Here is a 23,107-nt window from a genome sequence, read left to right as displayed (position 1 = left end):
TGTAGCCCGGGTGCAGCAAAGCGGAACCCGAGAATGCAGCATGACTAATCCCGGGTTCCGCTTTGCTGCACCCAGGCTACGTGATTCATAATTTATGAGGCTACCTTTGAATTATTTTCCTCACGGTCAATTTTTCCTGCCCGATTCAAGCATCGATGATTTTCATAGGGCTCACAGAAATGGGAAAAGTACTGTTTCAAGTTCGATACAAATATCTCCTCATTGTCCATGAGAAAAATTTTTTCAGGCTGTAGTTCAACGTAATTTGAATCTCTTAAGACGGCTTTATAAGTAGAGCTTGCATGTGACGAAATCCATTTATCAAGGAAAGGAAGTATTTTATCTGGATCAGGAGTAAAGAAATTTTGATAAATATCGCTAAATAACTTATTTTTCATTTCGTAATTGCTTTTGAAATAGAAACTGCTATGGTCTTTTCTATATTCTGTAAAAGGAGGTCTATTGGGTTTTTTCTTCATTCCTGCAGCAATCTCTAAGGAAATGACAAGACCTTTTGCGGATTCAATTTTGTATTGTGTTCCTAACAGATCTGTACCATTGTATTCATTGAGATAGGATTCTAAATAGGTAATTGCTTCATCGCTTAAAGGGTCAAAATAACTGTTGATAATGAATTGAGTTGCCAATCTGGTTTCCGGGTTATAATAACAACTAATATAAATTGCATAAATAAATTTCTCATTTACTATATGTTGTACTAAGATTTTATCAATTTGGTCATTCACCTCATCGCAAGAAAACTGCTGACTTTCTATATTTTTCTCCATACGAATGATTTGAGTAGGATAATCGATGCTGCGGGTAAACGACTTATTTTGCATTAAATTTTCTGTTTCATTAGAGTATGTAATGACATGGCTGTTTTTATTCTCCAGATTTAAAGTAGTAACATCATCCTGAGTCTGGCTGAAACTACATAGTGGCATTAAAATGAGGGAAGTAACCAAATAATTAACTTTCATAAAAAACTCCTTTTTGTCAGCCCAGTAGTGCGTCTTGCAAAAAAATCAAAATTTTTAACTGGGGTATTTTGAGTATAGATGAGCGAGTGAAAATTACTCTCAATGTTCATTAGACCTCTTTCCAAACGCTACTGAGGAGGCGAATTGCATCGTCGATGCGGTGCTCAAATTCTCATGTGACTGTGTGTACAGTCCGCATCTTCTCGCACTTGGAAAGAGGTCTATTTTTTAGGGAAGATTTGCATCAGAAACACACCGAATTTTTGTAGTCATATACAAATAAGACAAATGTGATAATATTTAAACGCATTTAAATGGGATTGGGCCAGTTCATATTCGTGAACGGACTTTTTATATATTTTTAATTTTAGGGAATAAAATGAAAAAGATATACGCAATCGTTAGTCCTGCATATACCAAGATAGGTGATGGTTTTACCGATTTAGCTTCTTATGTAGTTTCTCCTTTCCACACAGTAGCATTCGAACAGGTTTGTGGTTATTCATTAGGTCATGAGGTCTTTTTTTCTGAAGCGATAGAAGATGCTAAAAAGATTTTAGAGGAAAAAATCAAGGGTACAAAATTAGATGCTAAAACTGCAGTTCAAAAAGCCATTGTAGAATTGGATGCAGATGATGAGGGAAAAATCACTGGATTTAGCAAGATTCATACGGTCAATTTTGATAAACGTTTTGAACAAGCTGAAAATAATTTTTTTAAGGCAGTGCGAATTCCTAAATGGAGTGAGCGTGCAATTGATGCTAAAAAAGATGTCACACCAGAAGCACTTTCTGAAATGATCATTCAGCATGAACAAAGTAAAAGAACAGTTACTGAAGAAGCTTCAATGTAAAAAACCCGGAGCATTGTAGCCTGGGTGCAGCGTAGCGGAACCCGGGATTTCATTTCACCAATTATTTCCCGGGTTACGGCTTCGCCTTCACCCAGGCTACAAGTGCTTAATCCTCCACGTTACTCGCTACATCTTATCAGGTAAAAATCCACCGGCTTGCATCTGCCACATACGACTGTAATGACTTGGTATTTTAATGAGTTCCTCATGCGAACCGTCTTCAATGATACGACCTTTTTCAAAAACCAAGATCCGATCCATTTCGGATAAAGTAGAGAGTCGATGCGCAATAACAATAGTTGTCCTATTTTGCATTAACACATGCAGACCATCTTGAATCAATTTTTCAGTCAGTGAATCTAAGGCAGAAGTCGCTTCATCCAGAATGAGAATGGGTGCATTTTTTAACATCGCTCTGGCTATAGCTATCCGTTGTCGTTGCCCTCCCGATAACTTAATTCCCCGTTCACCAACCAAAGCATTATATTTTTCAGGAAGTTGGGAAATGAATTCATGGCAATGCGCCTTTTTTGATGCTGAAATGATTTCTGCATCCGTTGCATCAATGCGGCCATAACGAATATTCTCCATTAAGGTGCGATGAAATAAAGTCACATCTTGAGGAATCATAGCAATGTTTTCGCGCAATGATTCTTGGGTCACATCGCAAATATTTTTTCCATCAATCAAAATTTGTCCCGACTCTACGTCAAACAAACGGAGAATCAGATTAACAAAAGTGCTTTTTCCGGAGCCTGATAAACCTACAAGACCAATTTTCTGCCCAGGCTCTATGACCACGGATTTATTTTTAAAAAGATGCGCTCCGTCATCATAGTGAAAACTCACATTTTTAAATTCAATATGTCCTTGTGTGACGATTAGAGCTTGTGCATTGGGTTTATCAGTAATCTCATGTGACTCTGAAATCAGAGTTAGGGCTTGTCTGCATTTACCTAATTCTTCTGCAAAAAGTACAAATTGACTTGCCAGGTACCATAAATTGTAAAAAATACTGATCGATAATGAGATAATGAAACTAAAGTCGCCGATTGATACTTGGTTTTTACTGTACATAACGACCAGCATATATAAATTGGTAGCAATCAGCACAATAATACTTGCATCCCAAAAAGCACGCATTTTCAAAATAGTCCACTGCATGCTCTGATCTTTATCTGTGGTATCTTGAACTGTATTTCGAATTAATTTATTTTCGTAGCTTGCTCTGGAAAACAAACGCAAGTTTGTAATATTGCTTATGCTATCAACAATTTTCCCGACCAACGTCGTTTTACTGGTAGCAAACAAATTAGACAAATCCTGAACCGGCTTGAAATAAACTATTGCAATTCCCAAAAAGATAATCGCCCAAATGATTAAAATTAAGGCAAATACAGGATGTACAAGCAGCATACTGATAATTGCAATGATAAGACCAACAATTTGAGCTGCTGCATCATCGATCGTTGTGAACATTGCTATGGTGCCTGCAGTCATATCAGAAATTTTATTTGATAAACTCCCTGCAAAGTTATTTTGGAAAAAACGATGCGAATGTTGATTCAAATAGGCAAACATATGATTCACTAAATCATAACGTATGTAGGGGAATAACTTTAATCTGAACCAATCCGAAAGACGCATATCCATGGCAATCAAAACCCAAAGGACAATGTACACGATAACATTGGGTTTTATCGCATTAAATACAGCTGCCTTATCACCTGAATATGCAGCAACCTTATCAATAATAAGCTTTAACATATAAGGTGAAAGTGAGTTATTAATTCCCCAATATGCAGCGGTAAATAATAATCCAATAACATACCCTTTATAGGGCTTTATCAGACTGAGGAAAAAATTGCTTAATGAACTGTCTTTTTTATTCATACTTTTTACTCGGTTTTTGTTAGAAGCGCCTGTTTACATTTCGCTAACTGGACTCAAAATGACCTGATTTGTATGTGAGCATAGCGACACAGAAAATCAGGGCAGTTTGGCCAAGAGAGTAGAAATTGAAGCAGGCCTATATGGATCTTAATAATCCATCCTTTATTTCATATCCGTCAGTTACCTCAATAGCACTCAAAAAATCAGGGTCATGAGAAATCACAATCAGTGCACCTGGATAAACTTTGAGCACCTGGATTACATGAGCTCGAGTTTCTCTATCCAGGTTGTTCGTCATTTCATCCAAAATAAGTAGTTTGGGTGTAATTGCTGCGATTTGTGCCAAGGAGAGTCGGGCTTTTTCTCCACCGGATAAGGTTGAAACCAACGCATTTATTTCTTCATTTTTTCGAAATAAAAAATCATTTAAATAGCTCCTAATTTCGGTATAGGATTTATCTGTTAAACAACTTATAGACTCCCATACGGTCTTTGTTAATGGCAGATTGTTATAGTGCTGATCAAGGTAACCAATCTCGTGAGGGTGGGGAATGGCCCAGCTTCCTTTTTTTATTACCGATGAATTACTCAAAATGGCTTTGAGTAAAGTAGATTTACCGGAGCCATTGTTCCCGTGAATCGCAATCCGTTCACGCGCTTTTATTGAGAAACTCAATTCCCGCAGAACAGGATTATTTTTCTCATACCCTGCAGTTCCCTCACTGACTGTCACTAAAGCCTGATTGGTTTCTACTCCATGCATAGTAAATTTAGGATAAATGACCTCCGGTAAGTAAAGCGCAGATAAACGCTGAGTTAATTCCCGTTTTTTTTGATTGATTGCACTTTTTTTACGACCCGAAGTTTCTTGGGAGTTTCTTGCTTTGCTCTGCGAAACGATGGTAGGCCACTTCCTCTGCTGGATGTGTTTTTCACCTTGAGTTCTGCTGCTCTTAGCTCGTGCCTGTTCTCTCATCATATCTGCATGGATCTGTTTTTTCTGACGTATCAGATCCGCAATTTCACCTTCAATCGCACTGCGTTGAATATTGATTTCTCGTATATAATCCTCATAACATCCTGTAAAGACATGTATTTCAGCATGATCGATATGCCAAATCGTATCTACAGTGGATTGCAGTAATTCAATATCATGAGTCACCATAATCAAAGTGTTCCTATAATCAGCAAGCATTCTCATCAAAGAGCGTCGATTGTGACGATCCAAGTGATTACTGGGTTCATCAAGCATCAAAAGATTAGGATCGGATGCGAGTGCTTGAGTTAATAATTTATGAAAACGCTGCCCTCCACTTAATGAATCAAATTCTTCAATAACTTGTGGCACAAAACCTATATTTAATTCTTGAGGAAAACGGATATCACCATGAGTTGGTTCAAGTTTTCCTGCAAGTAATTTAAGTAGGGTGGATTTTCCAGAGCCGTTACGTCCAATAATCGCAATACGACTGCCATAGGAAATTTGGCCGCTAAAGTCCACAAAACATGTTTTATGGGGAAAAGAAAGACAAAGATTTTTAAATTGAATTGGCTTATGCATCATGTAACTCACTTAAGTAGTGCAAATGGGCAGTTAATGTGACTGCTACCGTCATTGCCCCGTGCTTAGGGCGTACTTAAGAGATTATGTCCATGATGTGTTTAAGCCTCTTTAATGATGTGCTTGTTTGATACTGGGTATAATAATAACCGATTGCATGATTATCTGTCAATATCAAGTAAGCCAGTAAGGAAAGAGGGATTAGATGATTTCTTCCAGATGTGGGATAAGCTCTTTGCAATGCCTCATTACTCTTTGCTCTTCGGGAGGCAGCTGCAAATAATCTCCATATTGCTGAATAAGAAATATTTCTGCATTTTGCGGAATATTAAATTCTTTAGTCTCAAATGCAACACGTTGCAAAGGATATATCTCATCCTTTTTGATTAAATTTCTTCCTACGCAATTATACCCTCTTCCTATATAAGGGCTTTTACTGGTATTTGCCTGATGAATAATTTTTTGCAAACACAACTCAAGCAGAGACTTAGGAAAAAAAGAGGCTATAGCCTTATAGAAGGCAGGATAGTGTCCTATTTTTACTTTACTGTACTTAGTACTTAACAACCTTGAGAGCTTTTTAGCATAAAATTTATATCGCTTACGTTGTTTGGGATCTACAGGCATGGTGTCATAGACAAAAACATCAATAAAGATACCTTGAATGTAAGGTTCATTACCTTTTTCGTGTTTTTCAATAAAACGGCTGGCGCGATCTCTGATTTTTAAAGGGGTAGCCATATTGAAATAGCCTGGATCGCTATGAATTGTTTGCAGCCACATCCAGTTTGGGATTTCAGCGGGTGCTACACGTAAAAATTGTTCGTAGCTCGCACGTGGCATGGCAATATCCACATCGTCATCCCAAGGGATAAAACCTTGATGCCGTACAGCCCCTAAAAGAGTCCCCGCATCAAGCCAATAGTCCAAACCATGTTTAAGACAGATGGCATCTACTACTTCAAGCATGGCAAGCATCTTGAATTGAGCTTGGCGTAACCTGCCATCTTGAAACGCTGTGTCCGCTGAATAAGGATTTGGATTTTTCGCTAATGTCATGAATTATTTTCTTCCTAAATGACAACAGAAGGTATATTAGCAAAATAATTCAAAATCATTAACTATAATGACATAAAAACTTGAATCAACTAAGGTATTTAATTATTTCAAAGGAATATGCCTTAGATGTATAAAAAATGCTTTGATTGAATGAGGAGAGTCATTGTGCAGTTATTTACAGATATCGGCCCTATGTTAATCCAATATAAAGAAGCGAATACTCATGGCCGATGCGCCATGATGCAGGATAAAATTGCAGGTATCAAGAAGCTTTCCGGACAAGTAACTCATCAAACTCAAGCAAAGACTCATTATAAAGTTATAGCATACGCAGCGACATTCATTAATTACGCTGATGTTTTGCACCGTATAGAACACCAGCAGTACTTTGATATTTTATTCGATTTCTATGACATGGAAATGGATAAGCAATTAAATTCATGGTTTGAGTTTGGTAAAACTCCAGGTCAAATGAGATTGAAACATCCAATTCATGAGTATACGCCAGAAATTTGGAAAAAATTTCGTGCAGCACAAAAAGTCCATCTGGAGAAAACCAATAAATCACATCTTTTTAACTTGGATGAGCTTGATATTGATTGTCCTCCTACTGCTCAGTTATACCCCATTCAAATTCAAATGGGGGGAAAGCTTAAAAATGAGGCAGTAGATCGAATCCATGTCGATACACAGGGACGAATTCGTTTTGCACAACATCATGGATCTTATCTTTTGCCTGGAGGAGGGATGATTGAAATAACCAACTCTGCCAAAATTGATGATTTACAGCGCAAAATGTTGGAAGAGCATTTGGAGGAAGAACATGCAAATCTTTATATCAAGGCAGCTCAATCATATGATGATTTAACTCAGCATGATTTTAATGCGGCATTAATAAACGCATTTTTAAGCAAGCAAGCTCAATCTCTGTCTTCAGAACTGAACGACTGGTTGCGAGAGCAAATTTTTACTCAGGAAAGTAATGCTACTCGCTTACAAAGGATAATTAATAAACTTGACCATCAAATAGAAGAGATAAAGAGCACTATGGACGCCTCTTCAGGTAAACACTCTAAAGAAAGACAACTGAAAAATCAGCATACACTTAAGTCTCTTATTGAATTACGTGCTATTGTGCAGGTTGAGACATTTAAATTAACCTTATTATTTGCTGAAGCATTACACTACATAAAAAGACATACTGTTTGTGTTGATATTCAGCAGTACCTGGATACTCGAGTACTGGGTGGTTCACAAATATCTCACAGCTTTATCATGAAAGGTCAGCCTTTAGAAGAATGGTTTGCTGCAAAATTTAATGGAATTGATGGCGAGTTTGGTGATGATATTTCAGGTTCTGCAATTGAACGATTGACGTTACTTGACGCATTAAGCAAATTTAGGAAGATTAAATTTTCACATATATTGATTGGATTGGCCGCTTATGAGAAATGCCTCGATAACGGAACATTACGTGTTGAAAATATCTGGAATGAAACCCAATTTGAAGATGTACGTCACGTGATGCTTAAAGAGGCCGCTAAATTTGTATAATGTTTTATGAAGCCTGGGTGCAGCGCAGCGGAACCCGGGAAATATTTTGCTTATTGAACCCGGGTTCCGCTGCGCTGCACCCAGGCTACATTATTTTTCATAAAAGCAGCATTGATTTATCAAAAATTAAAAACGAAAATAACCCTTCAATTTTCTCTAGCAATTTATATTTTGAAATGAGCCTTCTATGTCAGATGCTTTAAGTCGTTATTATCTACAGGTTATGGGAATCGAGCTCTGGGAGTTACGCCAGCCTCATTCTTCATGTGAGCAGGATTTATCTGCATTAGCCAAAGAAGTAGCGGCATGTACTCGCTGTTCTTTACATAAAACCCGCACGCAAACTGTTTTTTTTCGCGGTAGTACAAAAGCAAAACTGATGATTATTGGTGAAGCTCCAGGTTTTTATGAGGATAAACAGGGGCTTCCCTTCGTAGGGAAAGCCGGAAGTTTACTCAATCAAATGTTGCAAAGTATTGAAATCGTTGAAGAGGATGTTTACATAGCCAATGTTTTGAAATGCAGGCCGCCTAATAACCGAGATCCTCAGTTGGATGAAATTGCTCAATGCAGTTCTTATCTATCCCGTCAAATTGAGTTGATTCAACCTCATTTGATCTTGGCTTTGGGACGTTTTGCAGGGCAATTCTTACTTAATAAACCGCTTCCTCTGAAACAATTACGTAATACATTACATCACTACAATAATATCCCCTTCATGGTAAGTTATCATCCGGCTTATCTTTTACGTAATCCAGCCGATAAGAAAAAAGCATATCTTGATTTATTAGCTGCAAAAAAATTGTTAGTAGAGAAGAATTCCTGATCTCTATTTGCACAAACATTATAGTAATTGATAGGTATTTATACGTATTGATGCTATTTAAATACATATCTTATAATATTTACTAGATTCAGCAATTCGTGCTAATTAAAAAGTAACACATAGGAAAAGAAATATGGCTTCACACAAACGCATTTTTATTGTCGGTCTACCAGGCGTTGGCAAAGGCTTATTTGCAAAATTATTGGCTGAAAAACTGGGTTGGCAGTTTATCGATGCTGATCTTGGAATAGAGTATCATTTTGGACGCACTTTAAATGAGATTTTGGGGGCACAGGGACAAAAAAATTTTTACCAATGCCAATATGATCTATTGAGTACACTGAAAAGCAAAGAAAATATAGTAGTCGCCACTGAAGCAAGTATTATCTGTAATGAGCCAATTCGGCAATTGTTGTCTTCAGAGTTCGTCGTATTTTTGCAGGTGAGTACTGCAATACAAATAGTGCGAATTTCGCGCAATCCTCCACCATTGTTACCTACGGAGCTCGAAACATTTTTTGAGTCACTTCACGCGGAACGTGACCGATTATTCGAAAATGTAGCGAGTATCTCTCTTGATACAGATGATAATGCACTGGAAAAACATCTGTTAATTGCTTTAGAGCATGTTGGGGAAAATAAAACAGAGGAATCTAAGCCAGTCAAATTAAATGAGAAGGATAGGGTACTGTTTCATAAGTTGTCACATCTTCCGATACATTTATCAGAACAACAAGCAGTCTGCCTTCGATTACTTGCCAACGGGAAAAGTTCAAAAGAAATTGCACGTGATATGAATATTTCTTATAGAACTGTGGAAGGCACTTTGGCCAAAGTTATGGAATTACTAGGATGTTCTTCCAGTAAGGAATTGATTGTTTTGTATCATGACAAGCCTTAAAAAGGCCATGATAGGCCTTTTTAACATAAAAACAGTTATATCTAATTTTGTGACATATAGTTTATGGCCTGAACGAATGCTGCATCAGAGCAATTTTTCTTCGGTACATCTGCTTCTTTGCATAACCCGCCATGAGGCATCAAACCTTTTCCACGCTTCATGCTGTATAATAAATAATCCATTGCAGTTTTATATTCTGTAGGATTTTTTTTGACTTCCAGTTCAGCATTTTTAAAACGTGTATTCCATGCTTTTTTATCAAAAGCAGCGGGAGCTTTCATCCCAATTGCAAATTGAGGTGCATGGCAATTTTGACATGTAATTTCATAGGTATTTTTGCCCAAATCATCAGCAAGTACCGAAGTACATATGGCACATAATAAAATAGCCAATAGATTTTTCATCTTTCCCTCGATTTGTTGTTATATCTTCTTTAAGCATACTTCAATATTAGCTCAACTCAAGATGACTTTATTTTTTTATCTGTATTGTAATGACCGCACACTATTGAAAATAATACTATAATTTACATCAGTACATTATTTAAAACGCAGCAAAAAGCATTATTGGATGGAATCAAAAGGAATTTGACTATGAAAGGAACTGAAAAAAAGAATGTTTCAACTCGCTTAGGCTTAAAGAATCTACCTGCTCCTCCATCCGAAACCAATGATTCTCAATACTCACTCTATAAGAATAAATTGGATGATTTTTTTTATCATATTAATAAATTGTATCAGGCAAATCTCGGCAAGATTACTATGGGGATGAGCCCTGCCGTAATAGGAACTGCTCATTGTGCCTGGCTTTTGCAATTAGCTCAATCGCCGGGGCATCTATTGGCATTGGCTTTTTATCCTATTCTACATATGGATGAGTTTTTAGCTCATCTTTTGTGTGATAAACAACCAGCACAAGGACAAGATGTTCGCTTTCATAAAGAGAATTGGCAATTGATGCCATGGCGTTTGTATGCTGAAGTTTTTCTCCAGATTGAAGAGTGGTTGGGTCATGCAACACGAAAAGTTCCTGGACTTTCCAAGCGCTCAGAACGTACGGTTTCTTTTTGTATGCGTCAATTACTTGATGCGTTATCGCCCTCCAATTTTGTAATGACCAATCCCGATCTTTTTTATGAAACAATTCGTTGTGGGGGGATCAATTTGATTCAAGGTACAGAGATTGCTGTGGAACATACGCTAAGAAGATTGTCTGGTTTGCCTCCTCCTGGTGCTGGAAAGTTCAAACCAGGCAAGAATGTTGCGATTACTCCAGGAAAAGTAGTATTTACGAACCATTTGATTGAATTAATTCAATATAAACCACAAACGGAAACTGTTTTTAAAGAGCCAATACTCATCTTACCTGCATGGATCATGAAATATTATATTCTGGATTTATCACCTGGAAATTCTTTGGTTAAATGGCTTGTTGGAAAAGGACATACGGTCTTTATGATCTCATGGCGTAATCCAGATGAGAAAGACCGTGATTTAGGGATGGATGATTATTACCGACAAGGCGCAATGGCAGCAATTGACGCAGTAAGTAATATTTTACCTAAGACAAAAATTCATTTGATGGGATATTGTCTTGGTGGGACTCTGGCAATGATTACAGCTGCTGCAATGGCAAGGGATAAAGACAGTCGTCTTAAAAGCCTTTCGCTGCTGGCGGCACAAGGGGATTTTACAAAGGCAGGCGAGCTCATGTTGTTTATTACTGAAAGTGAAATCGCATTCCTCAAAAACATGATGTGGGAGAAAGGTTATCTTGATCCCAAGCATATGGCGGGATCTTTTCAGATGTTGCGCACCTACGATCTGATTTGGTCAAAAATGATTGACGACTACATGACGGGTAAAAAGCGCGGTATGATTGACCTACTTGCCTGGAACGCTGATGCTACGCGGATGCCTTATAAGATGCACACAGAATACCTTGAGAAACTCTTTCTGCAAAATGATTTCGCAGAGGGGCATTTTCGTGTTGAGGATGAAATAGTAGCGCCGAAGAATGTTCATTTACCTATTTTTGCAGTGAGCACAGAACATGATCATATCGCTCCTTGGGAGTCTGTATATAAAATCCATCTTATGATGCATACCGATATTACCTTTGTGTTGACAAGTGGTGGCCATAACGCAGGAATTGTCAGTGAACCGAATCACCCTGGACGCTATTATTTTATTCTTGAAAATAAAAAAAACATGCCTTATATGGGGCCAAAGAAATGGATGACCAAAGCAAAAAAAAGGGATGGCTCCTGGTGGCTTGCTTGGCATGAATGGTTAGTCGACAACAGTTCGCAAAGACGTGTTTCATCACCGCATCTTGATTCCTCATTACCTTCTGCACCTGGAAGTTATGTGATGCAAAAATAGAGCGCTTTTGAATCTTATACAGAGAAGATCTGCTCTAAAACACTTGACCCCGCGGACAAGCTGCGGGGGTGGGGACATGATCAAGAGACAGATATTTATTTTCAGAGAGTGAATCTTGGTTACTGTATTGAGATGTGTTAAATTTATCTTTTCACATTTTTTTTGGATCTTTATGATGAATAAATTCTCAATCGCAGCAGCGTGTTTTGTTATTTCAGTTTCAGCAAATGCATTCGCAGGTATGTCTCATCTTAAGCCTAACTTTAAGAAAACGTATTGCGGGAATCAGGAGTTTTTGGGAAATAGCGCGTCAAAAAGACCGCATTTGCATTGCGGCGAAACATTTATAGCCTACAAAAAAGCGAGTGGTGATCATTTAAATATCACGGATGCGGGAACGTGTGGCAGAACTGACTTGGTTTTTGATGATATTAAAGCAAATAGAAATGCATTTGCAGACTATCAAAGTATCTATGATGCACTGGTATCATTCCATCAAGCAGGATGCCCAAATCAATTAACATCTTAATAAATACCTGTAGCCTGGGTGCAGCGAAGCGAAACCCGGGGTTTCCTCCTCTCGTGGATTTCCCGGGTTTCGCTTCGCTGCACCCAGGCTACGATAAGCAATTACTCAAATAATTTCAGAACGTTCTCAGGCGGACGTCCAATAATGGCCTTGTCTTTATAAGTAACTATAGGGCGTTGCATTAATATGGGTTCTTTGAGCATTGCGTGTAACACTTGATTTTCATTATACAGGGACAATCCCAGTTCTTTAAAAATAGCCTCATCGGTTCGCACAAAATCTTTAAGTGCAAAGTGAGCCCTTAAATTTTTCAATTGCTCTAGATTAAGCGGGGTTTTAAGGTATTCCACAATAACAGGCTCTACACCTTTACTCTGAAGGAGTTCCAAAGTTTTTCTTGATTTGGAGCATCGAGGATTGTGATAGATTATAATTTCTTTCATATTTTTCAAGTTCTTGTGAGATAAATTTGAACTATAACATGATCTTTGCGTTTTCTCCTTATTTTAGTTTTGGGCATCCTATCGAGCTAGAATGATAATGTAGGTTGGTGCTAAGCGTATTGACTCCAAGACAAAACTTCTTTTTACTAACATCTCGATCCCACATTGAGTCGAATCTTATGCAATATACTATTGTCCCTATTCAAGAAAAACATATTGAAGCATTTTGGTCCGCAGTTGATAGTGTTGCCCGCGAGCGTAAATTTTTAGCTTTTTTAGAAGGACCGCCCTTCCAGTTAACTAAAGAGTTTGTTTTAGATCATATTAAAAATAATTGGCCTCAAGTTGTAGCAATGCATCAGGATCAATTAGTGGGGTGGTGTGATATCAGCCCGCTTGACCGGCCTGTCTTTGCTCATGTTGGCTCCTTGGGAATTGGCGTTATTGCCCCCTACAGAGGGCGGGGTATAGGTGAGGCATTATTAAGCACGGCACTGCAGATGGCCCAGTTAAAAGGGTTAACACGCATAGAGCTTACCGTGCGTGAACATAATAAGGCGGCGATCGCACTGTATGAAAAATATGGGTTTATAAAAGAAGGGGTGCATAAAAATGCGGTGCGGATCGATGGGGAATATGAAAACCATATTTTTATGGCTTTGCTTTTTGAATAACTAGAGGAACTGGGTTTTTTCTTGAGTTTCCCGGGTTACGCTTCGCTGCACCCAGGCTACAATAGTTTATGAACGAGTAACATCGTGTAGCCTGGGTGCAGGCGTAAGCCGTAACCCGGGTTTCCTATCAATTTAGACCATGTCTTGTTTGATATTCAGAAGAATCAATTAATTGTTGATCTAAGGATGTTTTTAATCGACTGAGTTCGGTTTTCATATCAATTAAAATTGCTTTTACATTTTTAAAAAGTTGATCATGAAAACCTACTAATGAATAGCTATTTAAAGTTTTAATTTCATCATCAAAAATTTGATTCACTTGTTTGAAAAAATCATGGTTACTCAGATTTTTTTTATTGATAAGGCTAATAATCCGTTGTTCGTCCCTAAAGATACTATCCAAATCACAAAAGCAGCGATCAAGGAGAATGGCACTGATCCGTAAATCCATTTCTGTTATTTCATTGACGGGAATGGCGTTAATTTTTGCTTGAAACATGTCAAGACATTCATTCTGAAAAGGGGGGAGGGAGTCCTTTTTCGCGTTTTTTAAGATATTTAATAACATTTCTTTGGTACTTGGCATGATATCAATCCATGGTTAAAAGTGCGCAAATTATAGCATCACTGAATATAATTTCCACTTTAAAAAATCTCTTTGTTAATCAATCCTTAAGCTTACTTGTTTTACACTGATAAAAAGCGAAGAAGGAGATTACCATGTCAAACAAAAAACTAACCGAACGTTTGCACGATGAACTTGATGAACTGGGTGTTCCTGCCTTAATGACAGAACGCGTTCAAGCGTGCTCCAAGATGTTCGAATTGCCTAAATTTAAAATCGAAGCGTTATTGCACGGGGTTGCTTTAGATAGCATGACCATGCAGAAAATTGCTGATGAACTCGAAGTAAGCACCGATTGGTTGTTTGGTGGACTAAAGAAAAGACAAAACACTAAGCCAAAAATAAGCTGTAGGTTGGGTCATTTTGACCCAACAAAATTAAAAGTGATTGCAAGGACAATCCAAAAGCTATATAAAAGATAACTTAAAGGAAATATGAAGCAGTCTAAATCATGGAATATCGAAGAATAATCGTACCCGGAGGGGTTTATTTCTTTACATTGAATTTAAAAAATAGAAATAGTGAGTTATTAATCAAAGAGATTAACCAGTTACGGATAGCCTTTCATAAAATAAAAAGAAAATACCCTTTTAAGCTCGAATGCATTGTCATTTTGCCCGAACACCTTCATATGATGATCAGACTCCCAACGGGAGATGGAAATTACTCACTCAGAATAAGATTGATCAAAAGTATTTTTACGCATCAACTTCAGATTAATGAATCGATTAGTCCATCAAGAAAGAAACAAGGTGAACGAGGAATTTGGCAGCGACGATTTTGGGAGCATCTCATTCGTGATGAAAAAGATTATGAGCATCATTTCAATTACATTCACTTTAACCCTGTAAAGCATGGATATGTAACATGTGCCTCTGATTGGCCTTATTCAAGTATTCATCGTCACATTAAATCAGGACTTTTACCGATAAATTGGGCATGTGAACATGATTTTAGGAACGATCAATTTGGAGAGTGAGTGGAATTGGATTTGTTGGGTCAAAATGACCCAACCTACACTTTGAATGCCATGGTTGAAAAAATAATCAACCAGGGCATTATTGAATATTAAGGTTTGTTGAGATTTGTGTCTATTTGCTCTTCTTCAGCTATCTCTATACCCTGTTGTACAACTTTCTTAAACATACCTTGTACATTTTTATCCTTTATAAGATCGTTTGAACTAAGGAGGCGTTTCGTATCAATATGTAAATATTCCAGTGCAGGTTTAATGAACTCTTTAATAGCATTCCATAAACTGACATCGGCAGCTAAAGGTTTATAAAACTGTGTCATTATTTGGTTACAGCTCTCTACAAATTTCTCCTCGTCCTTATCTTTGAAATAGTTTCCTACTGCTTCGCCTAATCTCCCTGCCACAGCTAATCTGGCCAAATTAGTTCCAAGGCTTATCTCCCCTTTAGAGTTTCCTTTATAGTTATTAAGGGCATTGGCAAGGTTAAAAATAGCAGTTACTGACGCAGGTACTTTTTTACCTTTCATAAGTTTTTCTAGTTGCTGTGATAATTCGTTACTCCCAGGTATTGGTCCTGGATGTACTTTTTCCTGAGCCAGGCGAAATGCTTGCCTTTGGATGCTAAAACCATTCGCTCCTTTTAGGTGGGCACCAAACTCTTCAGCCGCTTGCATTTGTTCATCACTGCCGAATTCACTTTTAAGATTCTTTCTTAATTTATCCCAGTTTACTTGTGAAATTTCAGCTTTCTTATTTGTGCCTTCTTCCTTCTTCGCGGTCTCACTCTTTCTTGCTTCCCAATGCTCATGTTGTTCCTTCGCTCTTCTTTTTTGAGCTTCTCGTATTTCTGCAAGTGATCGAGTATCTGTAGATACGGATGTTCCTTTTTTCTTTGGATCCTTATTTTTTTTGCCAAACATAACTGACTCCTCTAAATGCTTAAAAATTCATTCTATAAGATAATTATAAACCTAATGGAGCTAAAAATATACATATAGCTATCTGAATGATTTTTTGCTTATGCGTATATTTTAAACCAATTAAGCTTAAGGTTTGATTAAAAAAGAACTTTTATGTAAAATTTTTTTCAACTTAAATCCTGGTATATATTCATGTTTCAGATCCTAAAGTATTTGAACCGTCCAAATCGTAAAACAAAGAAAACACAGGTTCTGCTGAGTTGAACTCTGTAGAATTGGGTTTGTTGGGTCAAAATGACCCAACCTACGCTTGCTACGCTTGCTATTTTGATTTATTACAGGAGTAAATAAATATCAGTGTTTCAGATTTTATTATCGGAGTTGAATGAGACAAAGTTTTGCTTTAATAAAGTATAAGTCAAACAAAGAGCAAGTCACCAAACAATTAGCTTTTACAAAAGCCAGTAAATTCCCTTTCTAATAAGAAAGGGAATTTAAAGGTGTAAATAATTTAACTATCACATTGGCCGTGGATCAAATTTATCCATTCCCTCTTCAATTTTGTCCTCAATACCATAGTGTGTCTTATCCACATTAAATAGGGGACCTATATTATACTCTGCAAGAAAATCATTTATTTTTTGTGCAATTTGGTTCCAAAATCCAGGATCTTTCATCAACAGATTTCTTTCAGCTTGGACCCCATTCACACAATCTGTAGTCAATTCTCTATTCATCAGTGCTGTATCAACTCGATTTGACTCAACATAAAATACATTATCTTTGAACATACCAGGATTTACTTTGACAATTTCAACATTGTCCAACGCAGCTTTTTCCCATTTTTTTATTGCAATATTAAGTTTTGAAAGTAATCTTGTTGCAGCTTGTTCTGTTTCAGGTTGGTGTATAAGATCTTGATCATAGACAGCTTGAATTGCATTTTTTAAAGCAAGAGCATCTTGATAAGCCTTAAATGCTGGATCATGGTTTTTGCCGCTTTTTATCTCGTCAAGCCATTGTTTTTTATTTTCTTCTATCTCTTTTTTTGATGGTTGTTCTATTTTTCCACCATATTCTTTTTCTTTTCGTCTTATTTCTTCCTGCTTTTGTTTCAATCGTTCTGTTTTTTCATAAAATTCTCTAGCCATCATTTTCTCCTCACTGTGCTTAAAACATATCTACTAGTTTAATTATAATGCAAAAATATTAAATTTTAACAAAATGCATTTTAAATATAATATATATGTAAAATACACTTACAAATTTTTACAATTTCTTGACAAACGATAACTCATAACTTATGATTAAGCAGCTATTCTTTATCGCTCTTACTTATTCTTATTATAAACATTAAAGCTTAAGGTTTGATTAAGAAATCAACTATTTTTATTTTTTTATTTATTCTGAAAATTGAGATAAAAATGAATCAATGACAGGATATTTTGAAATACTTTAAAAAAAGACTTAATTGTTTGTAGCCTCGATACCAACCTATGCTATAAAGATTGACGCGTTTGCATCACTTAAATTGAAGGATCTTTATCTTTTATTTTCAGCCATTGTTCGTCCGCTTTTTTGATATTTCCTGCACTATCTTTTGCCCAAATGCCTTGGATTTCTTTATTCAGATTCAGATAAAGTTTCCCTTTCACCAGTTTCCATGCAAGGGGATCGCTGATGACTTTATGACCCATTGCTACGCCATAAGCACAATAACCTCCATAGGCGGGTAGATATTTTTCAGGATCTGCTGCAAAGGTTTTTTTATTTTCTTTGCTTGCAAAAATGTAGGCAACACCCTGATAAAATACGACATGGTTTCCACTTCCTCGTAGGGGCCCGCTTGTTTGTTGATAGGATACGAGATCATAACCTTGATTCCCAACCAGACTGATTGGACTGTTAGTCGCGGCGATTAAGGACAGAGGAAATAATAAAAGTAAAAAGAAAGAAGCTAAAAGGCGCAGAGGTGAACCATTCATGTTTTATAACTCCCTAGCTGAATTATCTAATAGTATAGTCAGTAAATTTTTATTTCTTTCTGCTGAAAACGGATTTTAATTATTTGTAGCCTGGGTACAGCGCAGCGGAATCCGGGTTTTCTGAATGCTTAATCCCGGGTTCCGCTGCGCTGCACCCAGGCTACAAGGTCATCCTAGTGAAAGTCATTATAATCCATAGCCAGTAATTGTGAGCCTTTTCTATGACTCTCCGAGAAATCAAGCAGTTCTGGTGGATGTTTTTCACACCACCGAATCGCGGTGAGTGTCGGCAGAGTGTCCTTATTGTGTAGTACAGACCATTGTGCATGCTCTAACAATAAACTTGCTGCATAGGTTTGTGCTAATGCAAAAGCAAGTTGTCGTGCCCCGGCTTGTTGCGCTTCGTCACTCATCTGCGGCATAGACTGAATATAATTTTGCAGTTTTTGCAGGGAGTGCTGAGTTTTTACTTGAGATTGAATGAGTTCTTTACTGTTCATATGACTCAATCGATTTTTGATGTCTTCAAGAAAAAAAACCGCTACATTCTCTTGATGCATAGCGCGCAGTGCATCAAGGCTGAGAATATTGGTTGTTCCTTCCCATATGGATAAGACTTGTGCATTTCTTAATAATTCCGGAAGCCCAGTATCTTCAATATAACCCGCTCCGCCAAAAGCTTCTAAGGCCTCACTCACTGAGGCAATTGCCTGCTTTGCCGTATAAAGTTTGATTAGAGGAGTCAAAAGCCTCAATACAGCCCGTTCAATTTCTGTTGCTTCACCTAATTCCTCCTTACCCAACAGTTCAACGGCATGAAAAACCAGATGGAAGGCGGCTGTAAATTCTAATTGCATACTGGCTAATGTTTCCAGATGGAGCACGTGATTTGACAAAGTGTGGCCAAAAGCAACACGTTTGGTTGCATAATCACGAGCAAGTGCAAGAGCACGACGCATGTAACCAACGGCACAACACGCATTGTATATCCGCGTAATATTAAACAGAGAAGAAATTTTTTTTACTCCATCACCTGCATTTCCAACTAAGAGGGCAGGGGTATTCTCCAAAGTTAATTCTGCTGTAGGCAAGGCGCGAGTACCTAATTTATCTTTTAGGCGATTGATACGAATGCCATTGAGTTTGCCATTTTGATCCCGGAGTTCCAGATAAAACAAACTAAGTCCTTTACTGCCTTCGGGAGCTCCCTCAATACGGGCAAGCGTCATGGCAATTTGTGAGGTTGTGGCAGAAGTAAACCATTTAACGCCGTTGAGACGAAAATGGGAGCCATCGGGTCTTGCGATGGTTGAAGTACCGCTGACATCAGATCCTCCTGTACGTTCAGTCATCCATTGACCTGAAGTCCAGAAACGGGCCGGATCAGAAGAAGTCAGATGGGGGAATACATGTTTTTTTAAGGATTCATCTGCATAAAGCTCTAAGGCACGCGCAGCTCCATCGGTCATTGCTAGAGGACAGGTATAGATTGCTGATGAAGGATGAAATAAATACAATTTGGCAAATTGATGTATGCGTGATAATGCACCATGTTGCCGTTCATAACCTATAGCAATTAACTTTTCCTCTGCTGAAATTTTGTCAAGTTCTTTCCATGCTTGGGATACTTCAATGTGATCAATGCGTTTTCCCCAAGGATCATAAGGTATATGCTTTGGAGGAAATGCTTCTGCTTCTTGTCCTAATTTATAGATATCTTCAATAACTCGTTGACCAAGACGTTGCAGTTCCGGCTGAATTTGCGTCAGCATGGACGAGGGGAGTTTCCATTCCAGATACGCCTTTAAAACGCGATCTTCATCATATTGATTGCCCAAACGCGGAGGTGTTTGAAAAAAATCACTCATGGAGCTATTCCCTTAGATTTTAATTCTTTCTATCTTAACCGGCCTGAATGAAGCGGGCAATCTACAAAACCTTTTATGCCAAAGTGGGGTCATAAACAGAAGAGTTTTGCTTCACAATAGTACTCACGTTACACTGTATCTTTTTATGTAGGGTAAGCATCGATGAGAACACATAATCTTTTAACCTGGGTGCATCATCTTTTCTTGTTTTATAAAGAAAAAGTGTTTCGAAAATTATTACCAATAACAATCATTATTGTTGTGTATGCTGAATTAATCCTTTATTTTTTTGAAAATGTAGCACGCAATAATTTAGGTCAATTCCATCTAATTTTTAGCTTTATCCTCACCATAATTATTAGTTTCAGGGTAAACACCAGTTACTCGCGTTGGTGGGAAGGACGAATTTTATGGGGTTCAATCGTTAATAATTGTAGAAACTTAGGTTTAAAATTCGATGCGTTTATTGGCTTACATGAATGTCCTGATTTTTATGAATCGTTGAAAAAATTACCAGTTGTTATCAAAGCCCATTTACGTAAAGAAAATGGGGAAATCCATACGGAGTTGCTTTCCTTATGTATTCATGAATTCGAAGGAAAAAATCCAGTACTTTTGGTAGCCCAAAAAATGTATCGTATTCTTAATCAATTGCGTCAAGAAAATAAATTGCAACTGGAGCAATACTTGGCGTTGGACATACATTTAGCCAATTTGATTGACATGACTGGAAGTTGTGAACGAATCGTAAATACTCATGTGCCGCCTGCGTTTGCCTTTTTTGTAAAGCAGGCAATGCTTTTTTATGCCATCATGTTCCCTTTTGGTTGGGTAGATACCTTCGGATTTTTGATTATTCCAATGATGGTCATGATCGTATATATTTTGTTGGGGTTGGAAATGTTATCCGAGGAGTTAGAAGAGCCTTTTGGTAAAGATGATAATGATTTGCCTTTAGGTTCTATTGCAAAAAATATTGTTCGCAATGTAGAGCAAATAGCTGAATCCTAGGATTAAGAATTCGGCTACTATATACAACGTATGCTATGCCGTTGTATGCTCTTGAAAAGTAAAAATATATAGGTTAATTTTTTAATAAAAATAAATTACTTATGTATAAGTAATTTCTCAATAAGGACAAATTACATTTTCCTACGTTCTGCGGTTTTTCCCTGACAATTGAGAAAGTTATTGGTGTAAAAATCCAATATTAGTTGACAGTATATCTTAAAAATAAATTTCCCTGACGTTGTAATGTTCGTCATGAGATAAGGAGGCTCAAATGGTAAATAAAAATACACCGGATCATGAACACTGTCACATCCATTCAAATAGACGCATCTCTTGGACTGCTGTTTTTGTTGGTGCGCTAACCGCACTGGGCCTTAGTTTTTTATTAAATCTTTTGGGAATTGCTATTGGGTTAAGTGCCTTTAAAACGATGAGTAATGGATCAGTTATTGTGGTTGTGGGTGGTTTGTTGGGAATAATTATTGGTATTGTGATCTCTACGATTGCTGCTGGTTATGTCTCTGGTTATTTGGGGCGATTGTATTGTCCCGAACGTAATTTGGGGATCATTTATGGTTTTACTACCTGGGTTTTGGCTTTAATCTTGGGAGCTGCACTGATAGGACTTTTAAGCCAATATGTAGTAACCTATACCAATTCCGTTTCCCGAACAGTAGTAGCCGTTCCAATTACAGTGAATCAAATTTCCACTCCTGTGGGTACCACCAAAATTTCTTCTTTAACAAAGAATGGTCAAAAAGAAGCTGTAGTAGAAGTCAATGTGACTCCAACAAATCTTGCTTCAGGAGCACTCATAATTTTTGTATTGTTTCTCGTGGGGGCTATATTTACTTGTGTAGGCGCAAGCTGGGGAATGCGCTGTAAGAAAGATAATGACTCACTTTAAAGAAGTACATTCAAACTTTATTTTGCCTACATTTGAGTGATGTAGGCAAAATACTCCAATATTAAAAAGGGCAATTAAAATCGTAAGGGAATACTACTGAAACACTGTTATCTGGACCATTTAAAAGAACAGGTCCTGCTTTTAAAACGCATTGACCAATAGCCGGTCCTTGAAATAAAGTTGGCGTTGAATACACGGTTGCACTGATGGTCAGAGGAGCTTGAGAGCAGGGTAATCTATCGATAAATTGAGGTGCTTTTCCACCGAACATCGTTAGGGACTTACTTAAGCCAAATTCATTGGTCACATTAAATGCGACGTTTTGATTAAATTGCACGGGTGGTGTAGCAACAGCAACCTCAACTCTACAGCTTAGATCCTCATTTGCATAAGCAGGAATAAAAACAGATAAGTTAATCATGCAAAGAGTGGCTGTAATCGTTTTTTTCAACATAACAAACTCCTAATTTTGGATTATTATTGGGATTTAACTGATGAGCTACTCGTTATAACAGGCGCCAGAGAAGAATTCATTGCTTGGTCAATGCCTGCATAAATATTGATATCATGTACCATAAGATAGGTAAAATATCCATCAATTCAGAAAAAAAGATAATTTATAGTACATTTTATGAGCATAAAATGATGTAAATTAGTAAAGCATCAGGATATGTTTACATTCGCTACTTGAATCAAAATAGCCGGGCACCGAAGCCTGAACGTTACTCACAAAATCGAAACAGGAAAATACGCATTCTATAGTATACAGTTATGCCTAAAAGACTGTCATCGCTGTATATTCTATCATCGCTATATATTCTGTCATCCCTGCGTAGGTACACTACTGTCCGGTAAAAATTTTGCTCTCCTGCAATAGGTAATGTCCCTAAATTTTTTTTGTAGGCTCTTCAGCATTCATCTAGGCACATCACTTAATCTTGCTTCGATCTGCTCCCTCTCCCGCGCAAGGAATTTGAATAGTAAGATACTGTTTTTCGCGGGAAGAGGGTTGGGGAGAGGGGATGTCAAGAATCGGTTAATGTGTCAAGATGGCCTCAATAACCGACGCTTGTTTGTTGTAGTACATCATTGTTCCAAAAACGCAGTACTTTGAACCCTTGAGCATTTAGCCAAGCTGTTCGTTCTCTATCGTAA

Annotated in this window: 23 protein-coding genes and 1 pseudogene; 11 read left to right on the top strand and 13 right to left on the bottom strand. The window is 37.5% G+C overall.

Annotation, left to right across the window (positions count from 1 at the left end; translation table 11 throughout):
* Positions 1-92: 92 nt before the first annotated feature.
* Positions 93-983 (bottom strand): Lpg0189 family type II secretion system effector, encoded by an 891-nt coding sequence (locus Lani_RS18615; protein ID WP_019234395.1) that lies wholly within the window; start codon positions 981-983, stop codon positions 93-95.
* Between the two features lie 379 nt (positions 984-1,362).
* Here Lani_RS18615 and Lani_RS18610 point away from each other — a divergent pair, with 379 nt between their 5' ends.
* Positions 1,363-1,836, top strand: a complete 474-nt coding sequence (locus Lani_RS18610; protein WP_019234397.1) for a hypothetical protein — start codon at positions 1,363-1,365, stop codon at positions 1,834-1,836.
* 126 nt (positions 1,837-1,962) lie between these two features.
* On the opposite strand, the gene Lani_RS18605 is transcribed toward Lani_RS18610, so the two are convergent.
* The 3 genes from Lani_RS18605 to Lani_RS18595 all read right to left on the bottom strand — a co-directional run bounded on the left by Lani_RS18605 (position 1,963) and on the right by Lani_RS18595 (position 6,349).
* Positions 1,963-3,729: an ABC transporter ATP-binding protein gene (locus tag Lani_RS18605; protein WP_019234398.1), complete on the bottom strand. Its 1,767-nt coding sequence runs from the start codon at positions 3,727-3,729 to the stop codon at positions 1,963-1,965.
* A gap of 136 nt (positions 3,730-3,865) precedes the next feature.
* Positions 3,866-5,293, bottom strand: a complete 1,428-nt coding sequence (locus Lani_RS18600) for an ABC-F family ATP-binding cassette domain-containing protein (protein WP_040522884.1) — start codon at positions 5,291-5,293, stop codon at positions 3,866-3,868.
* Between the two features lie 198 nt (positions 5,294-5,491).
* Entirely contained in the window at positions 5,492-6,349 is an 858-nt protein-coding gene (locus Lani_RS18595; protein ID WP_019234400.1) for a LicD family protein, read from the bottom strand.
* A gap of 165 nt (positions 6,350-6,514) precedes the next feature.
* Between Lani_RS18595 and Lani_RS18590 the strand changes: the two genes are divergently transcribed.
* The 3 genes from Lani_RS18590 (at position 6,515) to Lani_RS18575 (ending at position 9,630) form a co-directional block, all read left to right on the top strand.
* Positions 6,515-7,903 carry a hypothetical protein gene (locus tag Lani_RS18590; RefSeq protein ID WP_019234401.1) on the top strand — a complete coding sequence of 463 codons (1,389 nt, stop codon included), beginning with the start codon at positions 6,515-6,517 and terminating at the stop codon, positions 7,901-7,903.
* A gap of 187 nt (positions 7,904-8,090) precedes the next feature.
* Entirely contained in the window at positions 8,091-8,729 is a 639-nt protein-coding gene (locus tag Lani_RS18580) for a uracil-DNA glycosylase (RefSeq protein WP_019234403.1), read from the top strand.
* A gap of 133 nt (positions 8,730-8,862) precedes the next feature.
* The gene (locus Lani_RS18575; protein ID WP_019234404.1) at positions 8,863-9,630 is read left to right on the top strand and encodes a shikimate kinase; all 768 of its coding nucleotides are present in this window, start codon (positions 8,863-8,865) and stop codon (positions 9,628-9,630) included.
* A gap of 41 nt (positions 9,631-9,671) precedes the next feature.
* Here the strand turns inward: Lani_RS18575 and Lani_RS18570 are convergent, their stop codons facing one another.
* Positions 9,672-10,034: a c-type cytochrome gene (locus tag Lani_RS18570; protein ID WP_019234405.1), complete on the bottom strand. Its 363-nt coding sequence runs from the start codon at positions 10,032-10,034 to the stop codon at positions 9,672-9,674.
* Between the two features lie 189 nt (positions 10,035-10,223).
* On the opposite strand from Lani_RS18570, the gene Lani_RS18565 reads away from it, so the two are divergent.
* Together Lani_RS18565 and Lani_RS18560 are read left to right on the top strand one after the other, a co-directional pair.
* Positions 10,224-12,014 (top strand): PHA/PHB synthase family protein, encoded by a 1,791-nt coding sequence (locus tag Lani_RS18565; RefSeq protein ID WP_058388746.1) that lies wholly within the window; start codon positions 10,224-10,226, stop codon positions 12,012-12,014.
* A 172-nt stretch (positions 12,015-12,186) separates the two neighbouring features.
* On the top strand, positions 12,187-12,543 hold the full coding sequence (locus tag Lani_RS18560) for a hypothetical protein (RefSeq protein WP_223499482.1): 357 nt from the start codon (positions 12,187-12,189) through the stop codon (positions 12,541-12,543).
* A 101-nt stretch (positions 12,544-12,644) separates the two neighbouring features.
* On the opposite strand, the gene arsC is transcribed toward Lani_RS18560, so the two are convergent.
* Entirely contained in the window at positions 12,645-12,986 is a 342-nt protein-coding gene (arsC, locus tag Lani_RS18555; protein ID WP_019234407.1) for an arsenate reductase (glutaredoxin), read from the bottom strand.
* Between the two features lie 179 nt (positions 12,987-13,165).
* Here arsC and Lani_RS18550 point away from each other — a divergent pair, with 179 nt between their 5' ends.
* On the top strand, positions 13,166-13,660 hold the full coding sequence (locus tag Lani_RS18550) for a GNAT family N-acetyltransferase (protein ID WP_019234408.1): 495 nt from the start codon (positions 13,166-13,168) through the stop codon (positions 13,658-13,660).
* A gap of 127 nt (positions 13,661-13,787) precedes the next feature.
* Here the strand turns inward: Lani_RS18550 and Lani_RS18545 are convergent, their stop codons facing one another.
* Positions 13,788-14,246: a hypothetical protein gene (locus Lani_RS18545; protein ID WP_019234409.1), complete on the bottom strand. Its 459-nt coding sequence runs from the start codon at positions 14,244-14,246 to the stop codon at positions 13,788-13,790.
* Positions 14,247-14,380: 134 nt separating this feature from the next.
* Between Lani_RS18545 and Lani_RS18540 the strand changes: the two are divergent.
* Both Lani_RS18540 and Lani_RS18535 read left to right on the top strand, forming a co-directional pair.
* A pseudogene (locus Lani_RS18540) lies at positions 14,381-14,608 on the top strand (hypothetical protein); the annotation flags it as partial.
* Positions 14,609-14,736: 128 nt separating this feature from the next.
* Positions 14,737-15,264, top strand: a complete 528-nt coding sequence (locus Lani_RS18535) for an REP-associated tyrosine transposase (protein WP_019234411.1) — start codon at positions 14,737-14,739, stop codon at positions 15,262-15,264.
* Positions 15,265-15,353: 89 nt separating this feature from the next.
* Here Lani_RS18535 and Lani_RS18530 read toward each other — a convergent pair whose 3' ends face one another.
* From Lani_RS18530 to Lani_RS18515, 4 genes are all read right to left on the bottom strand, one after another.
* Positions 15,354-16,181, bottom strand: a complete 828-nt coding sequence (locus Lani_RS18530) for a hypothetical protein (protein ID WP_019234413.1) — start codon at positions 16,179-16,181, stop codon at positions 15,354-15,356.
* 518 nt (positions 16,182-16,699) lie between these two features.
* The gene (locus Lani_RS18525) at positions 16,700-17,335 is read right to left on the bottom strand and encodes a hypothetical protein (protein ID WP_127908221.1); all 636 of its coding nucleotides are present in this window, start codon (positions 17,333-17,335) and stop codon (positions 16,700-16,702) included.
* Positions 17,336-17,707: 372 nt separating this feature from the next.
* Positions 17,708-18,166 (bottom strand): YHS domain-containing (seleno)protein, encoded by a 459-nt coding sequence (locus Lani_RS18520; protein WP_019234415.1) that lies wholly within the window; start codon positions 18,164-18,166, stop codon positions 17,708-17,710.
* 173 nt (positions 18,167-18,339) lie between these two features.
* Entirely contained in the window at positions 18,340-20,034 is a 1,695-nt protein-coding gene (locus Lani_RS18515; protein WP_058388745.1) for an acyl-CoA dehydrogenase family protein, read from the bottom strand.
* Positions 20,035-20,196: 162 nt separating this feature from the next.
* Between Lani_RS18515 and Lani_RS18510 the strand changes: the two genes are divergently transcribed.
* Both Lani_RS18510 and Lani_RS18505 read left to right on the top strand, forming a co-directional pair.
* A complete protein-coding gene (locus tag Lani_RS18510) occupies positions 20,197-21,045 on the top strand; it encodes a bestrophin family protein (RefSeq protein WP_019234418.1) in 849 nt (282 codons plus the stop codon).
* A gap of 271 nt (positions 21,046-21,316) precedes the next feature.
* Positions 21,317-21,952: a hypothetical protein gene (locus Lani_RS18505; protein WP_019234419.1), complete on the top strand. Its 636-nt coding sequence runs from the start codon at positions 21,317-21,319 to the stop codon at positions 21,950-21,952.
* 61 nt (positions 21,953-22,013) lie between these two features.
* On the opposite strand, the gene Lani_RS18500 is transcribed toward Lani_RS18505, so the two are convergent.
* A complete protein-coding gene (locus tag Lani_RS18500) occupies positions 22,014-22,406 on the bottom strand; it encodes a hypothetical protein (protein WP_019234420.1) in 393 nt (130 codons plus the stop codon).
* A gap of 601 nt (positions 22,407-23,007) precedes the next feature.
* Positions 23,008-23,107 (bottom strand): DUF559 domain-containing protein (locus Lani_RS20050; protein WP_156415178.1); only part of this gene is annotated, 100 nt, incomplete at its 5' end.

Source organism: Legionella anisa (assembly GCF_001467525.1).
GTDB classification, from domain to species: domain Bacteria; phylum Pseudomonadota; class Gammaproteobacteria; order Legionellales; family Legionellaceae; genus Legionella; species Legionella anisa.
Note: the sequence above shows the minus strand (reverse complement) of the source record. Positions and strands in the feature narration are given on the sequence as shown.